Origin of the sequence: Pandoraea thiooxydans (assembly GCF_001931675.1) — a bacterium.
GTDB classification, from domain to species: domain Bacteria; phylum Pseudomonadota; class Gammaproteobacteria; order Burkholderiales; family Burkholderiaceae; genus Pandoraea; species Pandoraea thiooxydans.
In genome coordinates this window covers 2,122,282-2,140,605 of the sequence record NZ_CP014839.1, presented here as the reverse complement: position 1 = coordinate 2,140,605, position 18,324 = coordinate 2,122,282, and the positions used below count along the sequence as shown (strand labels likewise).

Genomic DNA, 18,324 nt, shown 5'->3' with positions numbered 1-18,324 from the left:
GCGGATTGAATGGCAAAGCGCGGCGATTTTCCTATACTTCAGCCAAGCAGCTGGCCCCGGGGGATCCATCCCCGGATCGAAAGCCGCGCGGATCACGTGGAGTGTCTGTCATGGCAGCCCCCCAGTTTCATTCACTGCGCATTCGCGAAGTTCGCCCCGAGACGGCCGATTCGGTGACGGTTTCCTTCGAGGTGCCCGATGCCCTGCGCGAAGCTTATCGGTTCATTCAGGGGCAGTTCGTCACTCTCAAGGTTCACCTCGACGGCGAGGAGACGCGCCGCTCCTATTCGATCTGCGTCGGTGTCACGGAATACGAGCGGCACGGCGAGCTGCGCATCGGCATCAAGCGCGTGCGTGGCGGGCGCTTCTCGAATTTCGCATTCGAGACGTTGCAGCCCGGACACATGATCGAGGTCATGACGCCCGACGGGCGGTTTTTTACCCACCTGAATGCCGATCACGCCAAGCACTACGTGGCATTTGCCGGCGGCTCGGGCATTACGCCCGTGCTGGCGCTGTTGAAGACGACCCTGGCGGTCGAGACGACCAGCACATTCAGTCTGATCTACGGTAACCGCAGCGTCGACGCGATCATGTTCCGTGAGGTGCTGGAGGACCTTAAAAATCAATATTTGAGCCGCTTTGCGTTGTATCACGTGCTGTCGGACGACGTACAGGATGTCGCGCTCTTCAATGGCGTGCTCGATCAGGACAAATGCGCCGCTTTTCTTGCCACGCTCGAGCCCGCCGATGCCATCGACGAGGCGTTCATCTGCGGACCCGCACCGATGATGGATGCTGCCGAAGCCGCGCTCAGGCAGGCCGGGGTGGCGCCCGGGAAAATCCATGTCGAGCGGTTCGGCACGCCGCTGCCGCAGGCCGGTGTGCCGCCGATCGAGATTACCGACGACACCCCCGCGGCGGATCTGGAGATCACCATCGACGGCAAGACCCGCAAGCTGCGATTGCCCTACGAGGGCATCAGCCTGCTCGACGTTGGATTGCGGGCGGGGTTGGCCTTGCCCTACGCCTGCAAGGGCGGCGTGTGCTGCACCTGCCGGGCCAAAGTCACCGAGGGCAGCGTCAAAATGGACAAAAACTACACGCTCGAAGCGCAGGAGGTGAAGGACGGGTTTGTGCTGACCTGCCAGTGCCATCCACTAACGGACCGGGTGGCGGTCAGTTACGACGAGCGCTAGGCCAACGTCGCGGACGCCGGATCCCGCACCGGCATTCAGTACTCCTTGTAGGAAAAAATCAAATTGACCGCCGTCGGGAAAAATGAGAATGTTACAAATTGTTGTCGAAGCGATGTGACGACCAACGCGGGACGGGCCGCTGTCCCGGTTTTTAAAACAATAATCGACAAGGTATCTGGGAGGATATTATGTCCAAGCGATTGGCCCTCGCCATGGCGGCAGGGCTGCTGTGCGCAACTGGCGCCGCGCGTGCCGATGAAGCGATTCTTCGTGCCAACAATCAAGCCTCGCTGTGGGTCGGCGGGCACCACCTCAATTATCACGAAACCGACACGAACAATACCTCCGGGCTGGTTGGGCCGGGCGGGCAGCTCGATTCCGAGCACGGCACCCAGGCGGCATTCGGCGGCGGCCTGACGCGTCAGGGCAGTCTGTTCGGACTGAAGAACATCTATACCAGCCTGTCGCTGGATTATTCGCACGGCAACACCGACTACCAGGGTTATCTTGTCAATAACAACACGCATACCGCGGTACCCTATTCGTCGACCACACGCAACACCACGTTCGACGTCAACCTGAAGGTCGGTCCGGCATTTGCGCTAGGTGCGCAATCCCGGGCGCAGGTCGTGCCTTACATCACGTACGGCTACCATAACTGGGTGCGCGATCTGGCGCAGCCCTATGGCGACAAGGAAACCTATAGCCATCAATATCTTGGCATCGGGCTGCTGGGGCAATACTCATTTACTCCCAAGCTGGTCGGCAGCGCCGACCTGAGCGTGGCCAGGACGATCAACCCGCGCCTTACCACCGGCTCGACCGGCGATTTCAGTCTTGGCAGCAAGGCCCAGACGTCGCTGAGCGTCGGGTTGGACTATGCGGTGACGCCGCGCCTGCACGCCAGCGCGAGCTACCGCGCCACCGAGTTCAAGTATGGTCAGTCGCCGGTCGGCGTCTATTTCGAGCCCGACTCGAAAACCATCGAGCAACGCTTCCTGGTCGGCCTGGGCTACGCGTTCTGAACGGTCGCCGTCGGTCGGTGTGTCGGTCGTCGCCTCAATTCGATCCGACCACCGACAGCCAGGGTGCGCTGGCGACGGCGGCTCTGCCGCCGGCCTGGCGCGGGTAGGCAATCACCGGCCCGTCGACCCAGACCCAGACTCGTGCGCCCGGTGTCGGCAATGCCTGGCCATCGACGCGTGCGACGATATGTTCGCCGCTGGCCGGCAACACCAATTGCACGTTGGCATCGGCGCCGAGAAACGTGACGTTCTCGACGCGCGCCTCTACCGCACCGGTACGATGCTGCGCCGTCATCAGGCGGATCTGTTCCGGGCGCACCAGCACATCGGCCGGGCCTTGCGCGGTGGGGGACGCGAGCGGCAGGTGACCCAGCGTGCAAACGGCTTCCTGGCCGACCACGATACTCTCCAGCAGCACCGCCTCACCGACGAAACAAGCCAGCTCGCGGGTCGCGGGCGCTCGGTAGAGCGTTTGCGGCGTCGCCACCTGGGCCAGTTTGCCCTGCCACAGCACGGCCACCCGATCGCCCATCGATAACGCCTCGCCCTGGTCGTGCGTGACCAGCACCGCTGTGGCGCCAGCGGCTTTGAGCGCGTGTGCGACGGCTTGCCGCGTTTCGCTGCGCAGCGCTGCATCGAGCGCCGAGAACGGTTCGTCGAGCAATACCACCGATGGCGAGAGCGCCAATGCCCGGGCCAGCGCCACGCGCTGCTGCTCGCCGCCGGACAAATGTTGCGGTGGGCGGGCGGCGTAGGCGGTGGGCAATCCCACCATCTCCAGCAATTCGTCGACCCGTTGTCGAGCGCGCCGCTGGGCGCGCGGCATGCCGAACACGATATTGTCGGCCACCGATAGATGCGGAAACAGCGCGCCTTCCTGCGGCACATAACCGATGTGACGCTGTTCGGGCGGCACGTGCAGGCCAGGCGCGGACACCGTGCGCTCGCCAATCCGGATGGTGCCGGCCTCGGCGCGCTCGAAGCCGCACAGCAGCCGCAGCAACGTGGTCTTGCCGCTGCCGGACGGGCCCAGAATGGCCATCAGGCTGCCGCCTGCAACCAATAGATCGACGTCGCGCAATACCGGTTGGCCATCGAAAGTCTTGCTCAACCCGGTAATCTTCAATTCGCTCACTGCGACTCTCCCAATACGGCCGACTTGCCGAACAGCGACATCAATAACCAGGAACCGCCAAGTGAAATCCCGACCAGTAGGGCGGCGTAGGGGGCAGCCGCGGCAAACGCCAGCGTCGAGGTATCGACCCACACCTGGGTGGCAAGTGTCTGCGTGCCGATCGGCGCCAGCAGCAGGGTGGTGGTCAGTTCGGTAACTACCGAGATAAATACGAGTGCGGCCGCCGCGCCCAACCCCGGGCCGATCAGCGGCAGGAGTACGCGTCGCGCCACCTCGTGCCAGCGCAGGCCGAGCGAGCGGGCGACGTCCTCCAGCCGTGGCTGCACCTGCATCAGGGCAGCACGCACGCCGACCAGTGCCAGCGGCAGAAACAGGATCGCGTAGGTCACAATCAGCAGCAGTGTGCTCTGGTAAAGCGGCAGCAGCACGCGCACGGCCAGCGAAACGATGGCCAGCGCCAGCACGATGCCGGGCATGCCTTGCGACAGGTAGGCGGTGCGTTCGAGCAGGACCGCGAAGCGGCTCGGAAAGCGCACCAGCAAAAAGCTCAACGGCAGCGCCAGGACCGTGGTGAGCGCAGCGCCGGCCAGGCCGAAACGCAGTGACGCGAGTGTTGCGCCGAGCAGGTCCTGCCATGAGCTATCGGTCGGCGAAATGGCTGCCGAGTTGTGCTGCGTGAGCCAATAGCCGGTCATGCCCAGCGGCACGCCGAGCGTTATCAATACCAGCGCCGCGCACAGCGCGACCACCAGCCAGCGTGCGGCACCCAGGTCGTAGCGGGTTACCGCGCGCCGCACGCCCCGGCCGGCCCGATCGTAGCGAGCCGCGCCGCGCACCCGCCATTCGGCCGCCAGGCAGACCAGGCACAGGGCGAGCAGCAGGCACGCGAGCATGGCCGCGCCCAGTCCGTCGAAGCCGGCTCGATATTCAGCGTAAATTTCCGTGGTGAAGGTGCGAAAACGCAGCAGCGCAAAGGCGCCGAACTCGGCCAGCACGCCGAGTGCGACCATCAGCATGCCGCCCAGCAGTGCCGGCCGCAGTTGCGGCAGGACCACACGCAGGAAGCAGCGCCATGCGCCGCATCCAAGCGAGCGGGCGGTCTCTTCCAGGCTGGGATCGAGGCCGCGCAAGGCGGCCGCCACCGGTAACATCACGAGGGGGTAGTAAGCGCTGGTGACCACCAGCAGCGCCCCGGCAAAATCCTGCAGCGACTGGCTCAGCGACACCCATGCATAGCTGGTGATGAAGGCCGGCACCGCCAGCGGGGCGGCCAACAGCACCGCCCAGACGCGCCGGCCCGGCAAAACCGTTCGTTCGACGAACCAGGCGGCGGCGGTGCCCACGACGGCGCTCACGATCGTGGCGGCCACGACGATCGCCAGGGTGTTCACCAGCAGCTCGCCGACCAACGGCCGCCATAACAATTCGACCGCTTGCGCGCTGCCGGCTCGCACGGCCTGTGCGACGATGAACAGCAACGGCACCAGTACGAGACATGCACTGAGCGCAGCGGCGAGCACCAGGCCGCGTGGCGCGCGCGCATGCCGGGCGCCGCCAGCCGGCGGCGCGGTCTCGAACGCGGTGCCGGGCAATGCGCTCATCAGAGCAGGCCTGCCTGCCGCAGCAACTTGCCTGCCTCGCTGTCATCGCCCAGCTTCTCGACGCTGAGCGCGGGCGGCTGAAGTTGTCCGAACGGCTTGAGCAGCGGGTCGGGCGCTACGCCCGGGCGCAGCGGATATTCGAAGTCGATCCGGCTCTTGGCCATCAGTTCCTGGCCGCGCTGGCTGACAAGATACGCGACGAACTTCTGGGCAAGCGCCGGCTGGCGTGAACTTTTGAGCACGGCCGCGCCAGACACGTTGACCAGCGCGCCGACATCGCCGTGGCCAAAGTGATAGACCTGACTGTGAGTACCCTTGTCGCCGAGTTCCGTATGCAGGCGCGCCCAGTAGTAGCTATTGATGATGCCAGTGGCGACGGCGCCCCGATTGACCGCGGCAACCACCCCCTCGTCGTCGTCAAAGAGCTGCGCATTGGCCTTCAAGCCCTTGAGCCACTCGAGCGCGGCAGGTTGTCCCTTGAGCGCGACCACGGCGCTGACCAGCGGCAGGAAGTCGGCATCGGTGGGCGCGATGGCCACCTTGCCCTTCCACGCCGGGTTTGCCAGATCCAGCAGCGAGGCCGGCATCTGCGCCAGCTTGATCAATGCCGGGTTATAGGCCAGCACGTTCTCGCGCGCGAGCACGCCGACCCATTCGTTTTGCGCCGAACTGTAGCGTGCCGGCACGGCCTGCATGGTAGCGGGCTCAAGCTTGGCCAGCAGCCCTTTTTCCTGCAGCCGCATCAATTCCGGGGAATTCTCCGTGAAATAAACATCGGCCGGCGAGTGCGCGCCTTCGGCCAGCAACTGAGAGGCAATTTCAGGCCCTTCGCCACTGTGAATGCGCACGGCGATGCCCGACGCCTTTTCGAAATCCGCAGCCAGCAATTTGACCAGTTGTTCATGCTGTGCGCTGTACAGCGTGAGCGTCGGCGCGGCATGCGCGACGCCAACGGCGCTCAGTGCGACGCTCGCGCCGAGTACACCCAGACGGGCAGTGCGGGTAAAACGAGCCAGCTTGCGCGCCAGCCAATGACTACTCATGACAAACCTCCATCGAACACAATCACTTTGATGCCGCCGCGCGCCGCCGCCCTTGATCCTCAGCGCCTCGCACCGCGTATATCCCTCGTCAGAAGGCGATATTGGTCCGCACGCCGACGACGAAGGTATTGCCGATTTTCTGTGTCGGGTTGTTCGGATCGACGACGCCGCCACCTACGTTGAAGGTGTATTGGGCATCGGCCTGCAATTGCCACCACGGCGCAACCTGGTACTGATAAGTCGCCTCGACGAAGGTCTCGTCACTGCGCACCGGCGAAAACCCCCCGTTGATGCTCGCGTTGGCCCGGTCGAGGGCGACCGCGTGGTTGCCTACCTTGGCGTAACCGATGCCGATGCCAGCGGTGTCGTTGTCGCGTCCGGCCAAGGGCGCATGCATCACCAGGCCGGCATTGGCGCTGAAGCTGATCGGATTGCGATCGCCCGGCGCGCCCATCACGCGGGTGAAGAAGTTCACCGAGCGCGCGCTGGTCGGGCTCTCGCGCCAGATCATCTGGTCGACGATGCCGTACAGACTGTAGTTGCCGCGGTGCGCGTAGCCGATGCCGTTGCTTTGCGCGCTGGCCAGCGACAGACCATTGGTGTCGAAACCTTGGTCGGCGAAGCGGTTGGAGTTGTACCACACACCTACTTTATAGACGCCCGGCAATCCGCTCGTGGCGCCGCCATCGGCCGGATTGAGGTTGTACTGCAACTCGCCGATCCACAGTGCGCCGTTATGCAGGTTGAATTTGGTGCCGGAGCCGTCGATTTTCTGGGAGTCCTGGCTGGGGGTCGCGCCGGTGGAGTTACCGTCGAACACGCCCGCCAACACACTCAGATTGTTCGCCAATTTGTAGCTCACGCGCACACCCAGCGCCGAGAGCGGGTAGGCCGGTCCGCCCGAGGGCATGTCATAAGACGGCACCGTCGGCCACCCGAACATGGTATTGACGAACAGGCCAAGGCTCGGGCTGTTCATGAATTCCTGGTCGATGCTCTGCTGCCCCACGCGCACGCTCATGCGATCGTTCAACAGCGCCTGTTCGTACCACAGTTCCCATAGGCGCGTCGTGCCATCGGCCTCGATACCGCTGGCGGTCTGGATGCTGCCGAGGTAGTTCGGACTGATGCTGCGTCCGTGAATCTGCAATGCACTGACGTTGAAGGTGCCGCCAGCCCAGCCGAAGGCTTTCTGCGTATCGACCTGCACGGTCGCGGTGGTGACGCCGTCGTAAGTGCCCCCGCGCCGGATGCCGCCGCGCAGGTTGTTCAGGTATTCGCTGGTCTCGTTCAGGCTGAAAGTGATGCCGTATCGGGCCAGCGCGGGGCGGATGCCCCACATGTCGCCCAGCAGCGTCTGGCGCGTCCAGAGATCGTCCTGAGCCGGTGGGGTCGCGTTGCCGGTGTCCGCCGCATGGGCGAGCAGGGGGCTTGCCAACGTGCCGCTCCAGAGACCAGCCAGGAGGATCCTGCGAAACGTCCCCGCGCGAAGCGATAGCCGGTTCAGAGGCTTATCGATGCTCATCGATGAAATTTCCTTTCGTTAAGTGGTAAAACGGCGCGCCATGAATTTCTCTGGGGGGACGTTGTGAGCGCACGGCCAGACGGTGAAATCAATGCAAATGTAAATGAGATTGATTCACAGCCACGGCAAGGTTACGCCGAAATCGGATACCTTTCAAGCGGGATCGCTCGTGCAATGGACCTTCGGGGGCGGCGGTTCTGGGCGCACTGGTTCGATACGCCGGAAACACACTACGAAATCGCTGTCTAGGCAGGGGTGGAATTTTTCACTATTTTGACGCCGGATCAACTGATTTATTCTCTCTCCCAGAGGCCTCATCATGAATGAATTTCCACGCGGCGGCGGCTCGTACTCTCCCGATCTCTCTCCTTACGACGTCGGCACCGCCGATCTATGGCAGGCTCAGGCGGATCTCAAGCAACTGAATTCGCTCAAACTCAACGTTGGCGACTACAAGACGGCGGAGCATGGTTGGGGCGGCTACAAAATCTACATGCAAAAGCTGATCGGACATCAAACCCAACTGGAGGACGACGTCTCGAAAAGCCTGTCCAATATCGCTGCGGCATATCAACGCGGCGAGATTTCCCCATCGGTGGTCAAGCGGGCGCAAGTCCTTTCGGACAAATTGTTGAGCCGCCTGTTGCAGGACTCCAACAAGGCAACGCAAGCGGACCGCAGCGGCAACAGCAGCCTGGCGTGGGACGCCTACATGCGCGATCAGAATGCCATCGACAAAAGCGACGCATTGAACGATGGCTGCCAACCCGATGCGGTTCGGCTGGTCGACACGCCGCTCTTTGAGCGGCAGGCAGCCACGCTCGACAAAACGATCGCGGCCGACATCAACACCTACGAGCACGGGGCGACCCCAGCCGCGCGCAATGCGGCGCACGCCCGCCTGGCTGGCATCGATAGCGCCACGCTGACCGATTTGTATGACAGGAGCGAAGCGCAGACCGGCTTTGTCCCCGGCTTTGACATTGAGGCGCCGGGCATTGCCTGGGGGAAAGCCGTAGCGCTGCCGGACGGCGATCCGCAAAAGGCCGGCTACTTCCAGCAGCGCAACGATTTGATCGACTTGGAGACCGGCAGCGGTTCGCTCTACCGCGATGGTCAATGGCTTAACGATGCGCTGCATCTGCCACCGGACCATCTTTGGTAGCGCTGCGCATCGGCGCGGACAACTACGAAAATACCGCCTAGGCAAGCGCGGACACCTCGCCTAATTTATAGGTTCCCCCTCCCGGCAAGACCCGTTTTATTGAAGGAGTGCCATTTTGTCCCTCGCCCCGATTTCCGGTCGCACGATCCCCGGCGACTCTTCCCCCTACGACGTCGGCGCCGCCGATTTATCGAAAGCTCAAAGCGATCTCAAACAATTGAGCGCGCTCAAGGTAACCGCCAACGACTACAAGGACGCCAACGCGACGCACGGCTGGTGGGGGCTTTTCAATGGGTTTTCCGACAAGTCGGCCAAGCAGGCGCTGATCAATCGCCAGACAGCCCTGGAAGACGACGCCTCGAAGCATCTGTTCAATGTGGCTGCCGCCAATGAGCGTGGGCAGGTGTCTCCGTCGATGCTCAAGCAGGCGCAGGGCCTTGCCACCGATTTATCGAACCGGCTGGCGCAGGACTATACCAATGCGTCGAGCACCGACACCCTCAGCGGCAATGTGTCGCACATTAGCCAGTACAGCCAAACGGCCTACGATCGCGCCAACCCCGATGAGAGTCATAATCTTCAGGACGCGTTGGCCGGCGGCAACCAGCCGGATGCGATCACGCTGGGAGGCACACCGGCTTTTATGAAGGACGTTGCCACGCTCGACAAGACGATCACGAATGACGTCAACGCCTATCAATACGGCGCGACCCCGGCGATACGCGATGCGGCCAAGGCCCGCCTGTCGGGCATCGATTCCACCCAACTGACCGATTTTTTCGATCAGGTCGACAAGCAAACGGGCTATGTTTCGATCACCACGGGCATCAGCGGCCCTAAAATCGCATCGTTGCCCGACGGAGATCCGCAAAAAGCCGCATACCTTCACCAGTACAGCGATCTGATCAATCTGGTGCGCGGCAATGGTTCGCTCGAGCGCGATAATCGAATGCTCACGCAAGCGCTGAGCGGCGCGGCCGGCAAAGCGCCCGTCGCGAGGGCGCCCTCAATGAGTCGCACGATAGAGCGCGAAAAGGCGACCATCTCAATGGTCAGGATACCGCGCAGTGCGCGGGGCGACGTTGGTAATTCCCAACTGCCGAGCCAATAGCGCCGGTTGGTCAGGCCGTTGACGCAGGCGCGCGGCGTCAGCGCCCGGCCTTCGATTTCCAGTCCCTGACGGTGACCCGGCCGTCCCGCGCGAACGCGTTATCCGAATTGGCGTATACCAGGCAGCGTTGCAGGCGAAGCAAGGCTGCACCGCCCTCCCATTCCCACACCCACATAGTCTCGCCCCCGGCAAAGCCTATTTAATTTCAGGAGTGCGATTTTTACCATGCCAGTGATTTCCCCTTATTCGAACCCCCACCTCATGCCTCACTGCGGCGCAGGCGACTCAGATCTGCAGGTAGCTCAATGCGAACTCAAGCAGTTGAGCGCGCTCAAGGTGACCGCCAAAGATTACAAGGACGCCAATGCGACGCATGGATGGTGGGGCATCTTCAATACCTTCTCCGATAAATCGGCCAAGCAGGCGCTGATCAAATATCAGACCGCCCTGGAGGACGATGTCTCGAAGCATCTCGCCAATGTTGCTGCCGCCAATGTGCGTGGGCAGGTTTCTCCGTCGATGCTCAAGCAGGCGCAGGGCCTTGCCAGTCAATTGTCGAGCCGGCTGGCGCAAGACTGCATCAATGCGTCGAGCACTGATACCGTCAGCGGCAACGTTTGGCACATCAGTCAGTACAGTCAAACAGCCTATGAGCGGGCCAACCCCGATGAAGGTCGCAATCTGCAGGACGCGCTGGCGCGCGGCAACCAGCCCGACGCAATCAAACCGGCCGATATGCCAGCCTTTATGAAGGACGTTTCGGCACTCGACAAGACGATCACAGCCGATGTCAACGCCTATGAGCATGGCGCGACTCCGGCCATACGCGAAGCGGCCAAGACCCGGCTGTCAGGCATCGATGCCGCCCAACTGACGGATTTTTTTGACCGGGTCGATGAGCAAACGGGCTCCGGCTCCACCACGAGCGGCATCAGCGGCCCCAAAATCGCATCGTTGCCCGATGGCGATCCGCAGAAGGCCGCTTATATTCACCAGTACAGCGATCTGATCAATCTGGTGCACGGCAATGGTTCGCTGGAACACGATCATCAAATGCTCACACAAGCGCTGAGCGGCGCCGCCGGCAAAGCGCCCGTCGCGAGGGCGCCCTCAATGCGTTTCTCGATAGAGCGTGAAAGGCTCGGCTTATCAAGGGAGAGGATACCGCGCGGCGCGTCGGACAACGCCGGTAATTCCCAACTGCCGAGCCAATAGCGCCGGTTGGTCAGGCCGTTGACGCAGGCGCGCGGCGTCAGCACCCGGCCTTCGCTCTCAAATCCTGGCAGCGCGCCTTGCCGTCCCGCACAAAAACGCTATGGGCGTTGTCGTATCGCCGGGCCGCGTTCGACCAGAAGCAACGCGGCCCGCATCGATGCCGCATGGCCGCCGCAGTGACCATGGCCGGTCTTGAGGCCGGCTGCACTGTGTCTCGCAATCATCTGATTGACTGCCTAACCGGCAGCGGCCCGCTCTACCACGATGGTCAATGGTTCAGCCACGCGCCGCATTTCCATCGCCTTCGATAGCGATGCGCATCGGCGCAAACAACTACGAAAGTGCCGCCTAGGCACAGGTCGGCACCTCCGCTAATTTGTCGACTCCTCTCTCGGCCAAGCCGGTCTTATAAGGAGTGCTGTTTTGTCCCTATCTCCGATTTCCGCGCAAGCGGGCTCCAGCGGCTTTTCGCCGTATGACGTGGGTGCGGCTGACCTGCAGAAGGCCCAAAACGATCTCAAACAGTTGAGCGCGCTCAAGGTAACCGCCAACGACTACAAGGACGCCAATGCGACGCATGGCTGGTGGGGGATCTTCAACGGGTTTTCCGATAAATCGGCCAAGCAGGCGCTGATCAATCGCCAGACGGCCCTGGAAGACGATGCGTCGAAGCATCTGTTCAGCGTTGCCGCCGCCAATGAGCGCGGTCAGCTTTCTCCTGCGATGCTCAAGCAGGCGCAGGGGCTTGCTGCGAAATTATCGGACCGGTTGTGGCAGGACGATACCAATGCGTCGGCAACAAATACCCCCGGCGGCGACGGTGTCGCACCGCACTTCAGTCAATACAGTCAAACGGCGGACGAGCGCGCGCGTCCTCAAGAAGATCACGACCTCAAGGAAGCGCTGGCGGGCGGCAATCAGCCGGACGTGATATCGCTGTCCCAGACACCGAAGGTGATCAAACAGGCGTTGGCCCTGGACGCGGCGATAAGGTCCGATATAAATACCTACGAGCATGGCTCCAGCGCGGCCGCGCGCAGTGCCGCGCATGCTCGCCTGGCAGGCGCCGATTACACGGAAATGTTTGACTTGTCAGACCGGGTGAGCGCGCAAACTGGTTTCCTGCGGGCAACGCCAGGTGTCAGCAAGCCAAAAATAGCATCGCTGCCCGACGGCGATCCGCAAAAGGCCGCCTACGTCCGGCAGTACAGCGATTTGATCAATCTGGTGCTCAACAATGGCCCGCTCGAGCGCGATCATCAAATGCTGCCCGATGCGCTCAGCGGCATACCCTACACGCCCGAATGACACGGACGCCGGCAATGCGTCGCCCGCTGGGGCGTCAAAAGGCGATCTGCGCGCTGGCCAGGAACGTGCGGGGAGCTCCCGGCAACATCAGGAATTCCCAACTGCCGAGCCAATAGCGGCGATTGGTCAGGTTGTTGACGCCGGCGCGCAGCGTCACCGCCCGGCCGGCCAGACGGGTGTGGTAGCGGGCGCTGGCGTCGAGCGTGTAGTACGACGGCAGCGTATGGGTGTTGTTCGATTCCAGCGCGATATCGCCCACATATTTGCCGCCCAGCGCAAGGGTCAGGCCGGGCAGTGCCGCGACGCTGTATTCGATGCGGCCCGAGGCCTGGAAGCGCGGCGCGCCATAAGCGCGCTTGCCGTCGACGCCGGCGGCCGCCTGTTGGTTCTTCGCGTCGAGCCACATGGCGCCGCCCCGCAACTGCCATGCACGTGCCGGCTTGATCCAGCCCTCGATTTCGAGACCCTGGTAGCGCACTTTGCCGTCCTGCACGAAGAGGTTATCCGCATTGGTGTAGGCCAGGCCGCGTTCGACGCGAAACAACGCGGCACTGCCTCCCCAGCGGCCATGCTCGGTCTTGAAGCCGGCTTCGTACTGCCGGCTTTTGAGCGGGGCGAAGCTCTGGTTGTAATTGGCCGTGCCGAGCGGGGCCGTGCCGCCCTGTTCGAGCGACTCGACGTAGCTCGCATACAAGGTTGACTGAGGACTGCTCTTGAACAGCACCGCCAGGGTCGGCGTGAGCGGACGGCGCTGGTAGTTGGCGCCGGGGGCGCCGCCGGCACCGTAGCTCACGTCGCGATAGTCGGTGTAGCGCAGGCCGGCCAGGACCGACCAGCGCTGGCTCAGGTGCAAGGTGTCGCTGGCGAATACCGAGGTTTGCGTCAGGCGGTCGTTAGGCCGCGGATCGAGATCGGGCGAAACGGCGGCATTCGGCAGCAGTGTGGGGGCATAAAGGTTGCTCACGCCGAGCAGCGTCGACATGAACGCCGACGATTTTCTCTGCTGCTGCCATGAGGCGCCGAATACCAGTTCATGCCTGATGCCGCCCAGCGTCGTGCTGCCCTGGAGCATGGCCTGCCATTGCTGGTAATTGAAGCGTGCCAGTCCGAAATATTGTGTGTCGCTGTAGTTGCCGGCGTTGTCCTGCACCGCGAGCCAGCTGTTCTGGTTGGTACGGATTTCCTGCGCGAGGCGATATGCGAGGCTGGCATGCCAGTTCGGTGCGACGCGGTAGCGCAAGCCGGTGCCGACCGTTTGCAGTTGCGTCAGGTAGAAGGTGTAGGGTTGCGCCAGTGCGGCGCTGCCATCGAGGGCACGGGGCACTGCCACCCCAGGGGCCAGCGAGATGCCATACAGCACCCCATGGGTCTTGCGCCGCTGGTACATGCCGTCGGCCCACCAGGTCAGGTCGGGCGTGATGCGCCAGTCGAGCGCCAGCGACATCGAGTCGCGCCGGATGCTGCCGTCGCGGACATAGGTCTCGCCGGCTTCGTGCACCGCATCGAGCCGGTAGCCGAATTGCCGGTGCGGGCCGAAGCGCCCGCCGAGATCGGCCTGTTCGGTCAGCACGCCATCCGATTTGAAGCCCAGCGTGGCGTTGCGGGTGGGCGTGTCGGTCGGCCGCTTGAGCACGTAGTTGACGATGCCGCCTGGCGTGCCGAAGCCGTACATGAAGCCGGCCAGGCCCTTGAGCAGTTCGACGCGCTCGAAGCTCTCGAGCGGCAGGTCCGAGCTCCAGTTGGGAAACGCCATGCCGTCGAGCTTGAAGCCGTTGAGCAGGTCAAGCTGCATGCCGCGCACCGAAAAATAGGAGCTCTCGCCGTTGTAGCCGTCCGAGAACGGTGTCACCGCCGGGTCGCCGCGGAATACATCGTTGAGGGTGGTGACCTGGCGGTCCGCCATTGCCGCACTGGTCACGGCCGTGACCGAGAAAGGCGTGTCGAGCGGCGCGCGCTCGCCCAGGGCGCCACCGCCTATCACGCCGACCCGATACGGGTCGAACCGCTTGGCGCTCACCACGGTTGCGGGCAGCGCCGATTCGGTCATGGTGTCGTCCGCGTAGGCCGGGGTCAGGCTGGCGATGGTCAGCGGCAGGCTCAGGCCCAATGTGCGCAGACGTGGCGGCATCTTGCCGGCCGGCAAGTTGGCGGTACCTGTGTGCGCAGGGCGAATACGGTTTTTTTTCGGTCGAGGCATGAATCAAGGCTCCAGGAAATACGCTGAGTCGTTGGGTTATCGCCGGTGTCTCTCACCGGCATCGATCGGGCACGCGCCGGGCGAGGCCGATTGCCGCGGCAAAGCCCAGATACTGCAAGGGTCGCCGTGACAGGCGCGGCGCCAAGTGACCCGGGCGGCCAGGGCAAACGCTGCCGCCGCCGCCAATGCCGCCGAGTCGATGCCGGCCAAGCGCCAGTTGCTCTGCATGAACGAATGAATCAGGTTGTCCGGGGTGAGCGCGGCGTCGAGCAGCGGGGTGGCCGCACAGGCGATGGCGATCAGGGTGAGCAAGGTGATTGCCGCGCGGGCGGGCGAGCAGCACAGCGCCAGCGCGAGCGCGAACAGCAGGCCGCTCAGAAACGGCGCAAGCGACGACACCTGCGGTGCAGCCAGGGCAGAAGCGAACGCGGCGGCGATACCCAGGCAACTGCCGAGATAGACACCGACCGTGATGCTTGCCATGACGCGCGAGGCACGCGTTTGCCGCGCGACGTGCCGCTTGCGGCGCGACTCGAGCCAAAGCAGATTACCGGTGTAGACCAGACCGGCGCCGGCCAGACCCAATGCAAAATAAAGCCACCGCACTGGCAGGCCGCCGTAGCTGCCGAAATGCAAGCCATACACGCCGCTGCGCAGCGCATGGTTGAGGTCGCGCCGCCCGACGCTTTGATCCGCCAGCACGGCGCCATCATTCAAGCGCAATCCGACGGCAGCCAGGGTACCGAGCGTGTGGCGCGATTCCCCGCGTATTTCCACCGCGCCAGTCGGCTCGCCATAGCGAACGAAACCCAGCGCCGTGGGCTTGAGTGCCGGCGCCACACCGGCAATGCGATGGGTCAATCGCGCGACACTCAAGGGCCGGCCTGCTGCGGCGGCGAACCGGTGCTCCGGCACGACACCGTCGATGGCAGGCAGCGCAGCATTCAATTGCTGTTGATACACCAGGCCGTTGAAGACCATGATCAAGGGGGTGGCCAGGCACAGGATGGCGCCGGTGATGGCGAACACCAGATGGAACGGCAGGCTGAGCAGGCCCAGCGCATTGTGGGCGTCCTGCCAGAAGCGTTTCAAATTGGCGCCCGGGCGCAACGCGAAGAGGTCGCGCGATATGCGCGGCAAATGAACGATCAGACCCGAGATCAGCGCCAGACCGTAGAGCAGGGCGACGACGCCCATCAAATAGAGCCCGACGCCGGGCAGTGCCAACGAGTAATGCAGCGTATCGATCAGGTCGGCCAGACCGGGGCGCGGCTCTGCCTCGAGCAAGCCGGGGGCTGCGCCGCTCGCCCCGGATGGCGCCAGACGGGCCTGCTTCCATTGCTGTGCCGCGCGCCAGAAGACCCGAGGGCTGGGCTCTTCATCGTTCGGCAGTATCAGCCAGAACGCCTGCCGGGCTGCCGGCTGCGCGCGCAGCAGTGCGTCGATCAACCGCTGGGCATCGTCGTTGCCGGCAGGCGCGGCATGGCGCTCGCCCAGGCGTTCCCAATAACCGATTTCTTTGTGAAAGATCGTCAGTGCGCCGCACAGGAATCCGATGAACAGGGCAAAGCCGCCGACGATGCCGACCCAGGTGTGGATGGCCCCGTAAGCTTTTAGCGTATCGGCACGCAATTCAAAACTCCTCGATCGAGTGATTCACCCGTGCCACAGGCGTGCGGCCCAGAGTGCCGAGAACGCCAGCAGATTGGCGACGCCGAGCGCCAGCCACGTCTGCCGCGCCGAGCGCTGTCCCACGGCGACTGATATGACGGCCAGCCATAACGGGAAAAAGGCGAGCAGCACCGCATTCACCGTGCTCTGCCAGCGCGTGCCGGGCCACGCATAGCTGAGCGCGCCGCATGCGGCCAGGCTCAGCGGCAGGCCGAGCAGCACGCCGGCGGCGGCTTTAGCCCACAGGGCGCGCACGCCTGTCTCGCAAGGGCGCGGGCCTCACCAGCAAGCGGGCGAACGGCCAGGCCACACTGCCGGCGGCAAGCGCCATAAGTGTCGCTGCGCTGCCGGCCGTCCAGCCTTCGGCGGCGATCCAGCCGGCCCACGACAGCAGTGCCAGGAGCAGGGCGGTGATCCACCCCAGGCGACTCAAGCAGCAAAAGGAGCCTGAGTAACGCTGCCGTTCGGCGGCCCCACAAGCGGCCAAGGCGCTGGCGAACGCCAGTCCGACGCCAAGCAGACTCATGGGGCCGGGGTCGCGCCAGTGCGGCACGCGATAGAGATGTCCGGATTCGGATTAGATGAGAGCATATTGCAAATCGAAATAAAAATGAGTCGCATTTATATCATGCGATTTTTCGATCGTCCAGCAAACATTGCCGGGATTGAATGCGTCTCGTGGAGCTGGTGACGACATGGCGCTTGCGTTGCAGGTCCAGCGGGCTAGAATGCGAAATCGACTCATTTCGGTATTCATTTACATGAAGAAGCAGGTGCGTTATTTTAAAAAATAGATTTAAAACAAGCTTTTAATCCGAAAAATTAAAGTAATTTATCTTTTATTTCATGTCCTATGAAGCATATGAAAAGACTGGCGATCTATCCGCAGCTGCGTCTGCGTCTGGCCGAGGGGGAGCAATCCCTGGAGCGGCTGGTGGCGCTGCTGGAAAGCGTGGAGAGTCATGGCAATCTACAGGCGGCCAGCCAGCAACTGGGGTTGTCCTACCGTGGTGCCTGGGGCCATTTGAAAGATGCGGAGCATGCGTTCGGCGTGCCGCTGCTGGAGACCGCACGCGGCCGCGGCGCGCAACTCACGGAATTTTCGCGCCGGCTGATTTGGGGCGAAAAGCGTCTGCTGGCCCGTCTGGGGCCGTTGCTCGAGACCATGGCCTCGGAGTTGCAGCATGAACTGGACGAAGCCGTTGCCGACCTGAGCCCGCAGTTGCGCGTATTTGCCAGCCATGGCATGGCGGTGGCCGCGCTCGCGGAGTTCGCTGCCCGCACCGAGGTGCCGCTCGATATCAGCTATCGGGGCAGTATGGAGGCGGTGGCGGCGTTGGCGCGCGGCGAATGCGAGATGGCCAGCTTTCACATGCCTCTGGGAGAGTTTGCGAAGCCCGTGCTGGCGCATTATGCATCGCTGATCAGGGGCAAATCCTACATGCTGGCCGATGTGGCTTCCCGCAGCCTGGGACTGATCGTGGCACGCGGCAACCCGCACGGCATCCGTTCGTTCAACGATCTACCGGGCAGTGCGCTGCGCTTTGCCAACCGCGAGCGCGGCTCCGGCACGCGCATTATTTTCGATTTGTTGCTGGCCAAGACCGGTCATGGTCCCGCGTCGATTCATGGCGTCGAAACGGTCGAGCTCACTCATGCCGCGGTCGCTGCCTACATTGCCAGTGGCAAGGCCGATGCCGGCTTGGGCATCGAAGCGTCGGCCGCGCAATTCGATCTGGATTTCCTGCCGATTCTGACCGAGCGCTACAGCCTGATCTTTCCCGCCGACGCAATGGACAACCCAAGTGTTGCGGCATTGCTGGCGATCATGCAGAGCGCCGCGTATCAGAAGGCCGTCGCCGCCATTCCGGGCTACAGTTGTAGCGATACCGGTAAGGTCACATTGCTGGCTGATCTATTCCCGGAACTGGCGGTTTGAGCGGCGAAGCGACGATCATAGTGCTTCATATGCAAAAAAATACGATTAAAATTCTTCGCCTTCACTGCTTTTGAGTTTTGATAAGCAGCCCGATCGAATCTCCGGCGGCAAGCTTTTTTCCAGAAAAATTATTATAATTTCATCGATATATCCGTTTAATTCAAGGCGTAGGTAGTTTCCCTAGGATTGA

General features: G+C 62.9%; 14 protein-coding genes. 7 read left to right on the top strand and 7 right to left on the bottom strand.

Features of this window, described 5'->3' with window-relative positions:
• The first annotated feature begins 110 nt into the window (after positions 1–110).
• Positions 111–1,199 carry a 1,2-phenylacetyl-CoA epoxidase subunit PaaE gene (gene paaE / locus PATSB16_RS09810; RefSeq protein ID WP_047213968.1) on the top strand — a complete coding sequence of 363 codons (1,089 nt, stop codon included), beginning with the start codon at positions 111–113 and terminating at the stop codon, positions 1,197–1,199.
• A gap of 188 nt (positions 1,200–1,387) precedes the next feature.
• Entirely contained in the window at positions 1,388–2,224 is an 837-nt protein-coding gene (locus PATSB16_RS09805) for an outer membrane beta-barrel protein (RefSeq protein WP_047213967.1), read from the top strand.
• A 34-nt stretch (positions 2,225–2,258) separates the two neighbouring features.
• Here the strand turns inward: PATSB16_RS09805 and PATSB16_RS09800 are convergent, their stop codons facing one another.
• From PATSB16_RS09800 to PATSB16_RS09785, 4 genes are all read right to left on the bottom strand, one after another.
• The gene (locus PATSB16_RS09800) at positions 2,259–3,359 is read right to left on the bottom strand and encodes an ABC transporter ATP-binding protein (RefSeq protein WP_047213966.1); all 1,101 of its coding nucleotides are present in this window, start codon (positions 3,357–3,359) and stop codon (positions 2,259–2,261) included.
• Complete coding sequence (locus PATSB16_RS09795; protein ID WP_052892645.1) at positions 3,356–4,960, bottom strand: ABC transporter permease; 1,605 nt, start codon at positions 4,958–4,960, stop codon at positions 3,356–3,358. The genes PATSB16_RS09800 and PATSB16_RS09795 overlap by 4 nt, the downstream gene beginning before the upstream one ends.
• Positions 4,960–6,003: an iron ABC transporter substrate-binding protein gene (locus PATSB16_RS09790; RefSeq protein WP_047213965.1), complete on the bottom strand. Its 1,044-nt coding sequence runs from the start codon at positions 6,001–6,003 to the stop codon at positions 4,960–4,962. The genes PATSB16_RS09795 and PATSB16_RS09790 overlap by 1 nt, the downstream gene beginning before the upstream one ends.
• 88 nt (positions 6,004–6,091) lie before the next feature.
• Positions 6,092–7,528 carry a carbohydrate porin gene (locus tag PATSB16_RS09785; protein WP_047213964.1) on the bottom strand — a complete coding sequence of 479 codons (1,437 nt, stop codon included), beginning with the start codon at positions 7,526–7,528 and terminating at the stop codon, positions 6,092–6,094.
• Positions 7,529–7,847: 319 nt separating this feature from the next.
• Here PATSB16_RS09785 and PATSB16_RS09780 point away from each other — a divergent pair, with 319 nt between their 5' ends.
• The 4 genes from PATSB16_RS09780 (at position 7,848) to PATSB16_RS09765 (ending at position 12,327) form a co-directional block, all read left to right on the top strand.
• Positions 7,848–8,693, top strand: a complete 846-nt coding sequence (locus tag PATSB16_RS09780) for a hypothetical protein (protein WP_047213963.1) — start codon at positions 7,848–7,850, stop codon at positions 8,691–8,693.
• Between the two features lie 115 nt (positions 8,694–8,808).
• On the top strand, positions 8,809–9,804 hold the full coding sequence (locus PATSB16_RS09775; RefSeq protein ID WP_047213962.1) for a hypothetical protein: 996 nt from the start codon (positions 8,809–8,811) through the stop codon (positions 9,802–9,804).
• A gap of 321 nt (positions 9,805–10,125) precedes the next feature.
• Positions 10,126–11,019: a hypothetical protein gene (locus PATSB16_RS09770; RefSeq protein WP_156884696.1), complete on the top strand. Its 894-nt coding sequence runs from the start codon at positions 10,126–10,128 to the stop codon at positions 11,017–11,019.
• A gap of 423 nt (positions 11,020–11,442) precedes the next feature.
• Positions 11,443–12,327: a hypothetical protein gene (locus PATSB16_RS09765; RefSeq protein ID WP_047213960.1), complete on the top strand. Its 885-nt coding sequence runs from the start codon at positions 11,443–11,445 to the stop codon at positions 12,325–12,327.
• A 34-nt stretch (positions 12,328–12,361) separates the two neighbouring features.
• Here the strand turns inward: PATSB16_RS09765 and PATSB16_RS09760 are convergent, their stop codons facing one another.
• Genes PATSB16_RS09760 through PATSB16_RS09750 form a run of 3 tightly spaced genes read right to left on the bottom strand, consistent with a single transcriptional unit; the run spans position 12,362 to position 16,450 of the window.
• On the bottom strand, positions 12,362–14,524 hold the full coding sequence (locus tag PATSB16_RS09760) for a TonB-dependent siderophore receptor (RefSeq protein ID WP_237170332.1): 2,163 nt from the start codon (positions 14,522–14,524) through the stop codon (positions 12,362–12,364).
• A gap of 36 nt (positions 14,525–14,560) precedes the next feature.
• Positions 14,561–16,156: a PepSY-associated TM helix domain-containing protein gene (locus PATSB16_RS09755; protein WP_047213959.1), complete on the bottom strand. Its 1,596-nt coding sequence runs from the start codon at positions 16,154–16,156 to the stop codon at positions 14,561–14,563.
• A 24-nt stretch (positions 16,157–16,180) separates the two neighbouring features.
• Positions 16,181–16,450: a hypothetical protein gene (locus PATSB16_RS09750; protein WP_237170331.1), complete on the bottom strand. Its 270-nt coding sequence runs from the start codon at positions 16,448–16,450 to the stop codon at positions 16,181–16,183.
• A 607-nt stretch (positions 16,451–17,057) separates the two neighbouring features.
• Here PATSB16_RS09750 and PATSB16_RS09740 point away from each other — a divergent pair.
• Entirely contained in the window at positions 17,058–18,134 is a 1,077-nt protein-coding gene (locus PATSB16_RS09740; protein WP_047216446.1) for a substrate-binding domain-containing protein, read from the top strand.
• Positions 18,135–18,324 lie beyond the last annotated feature (190 nt).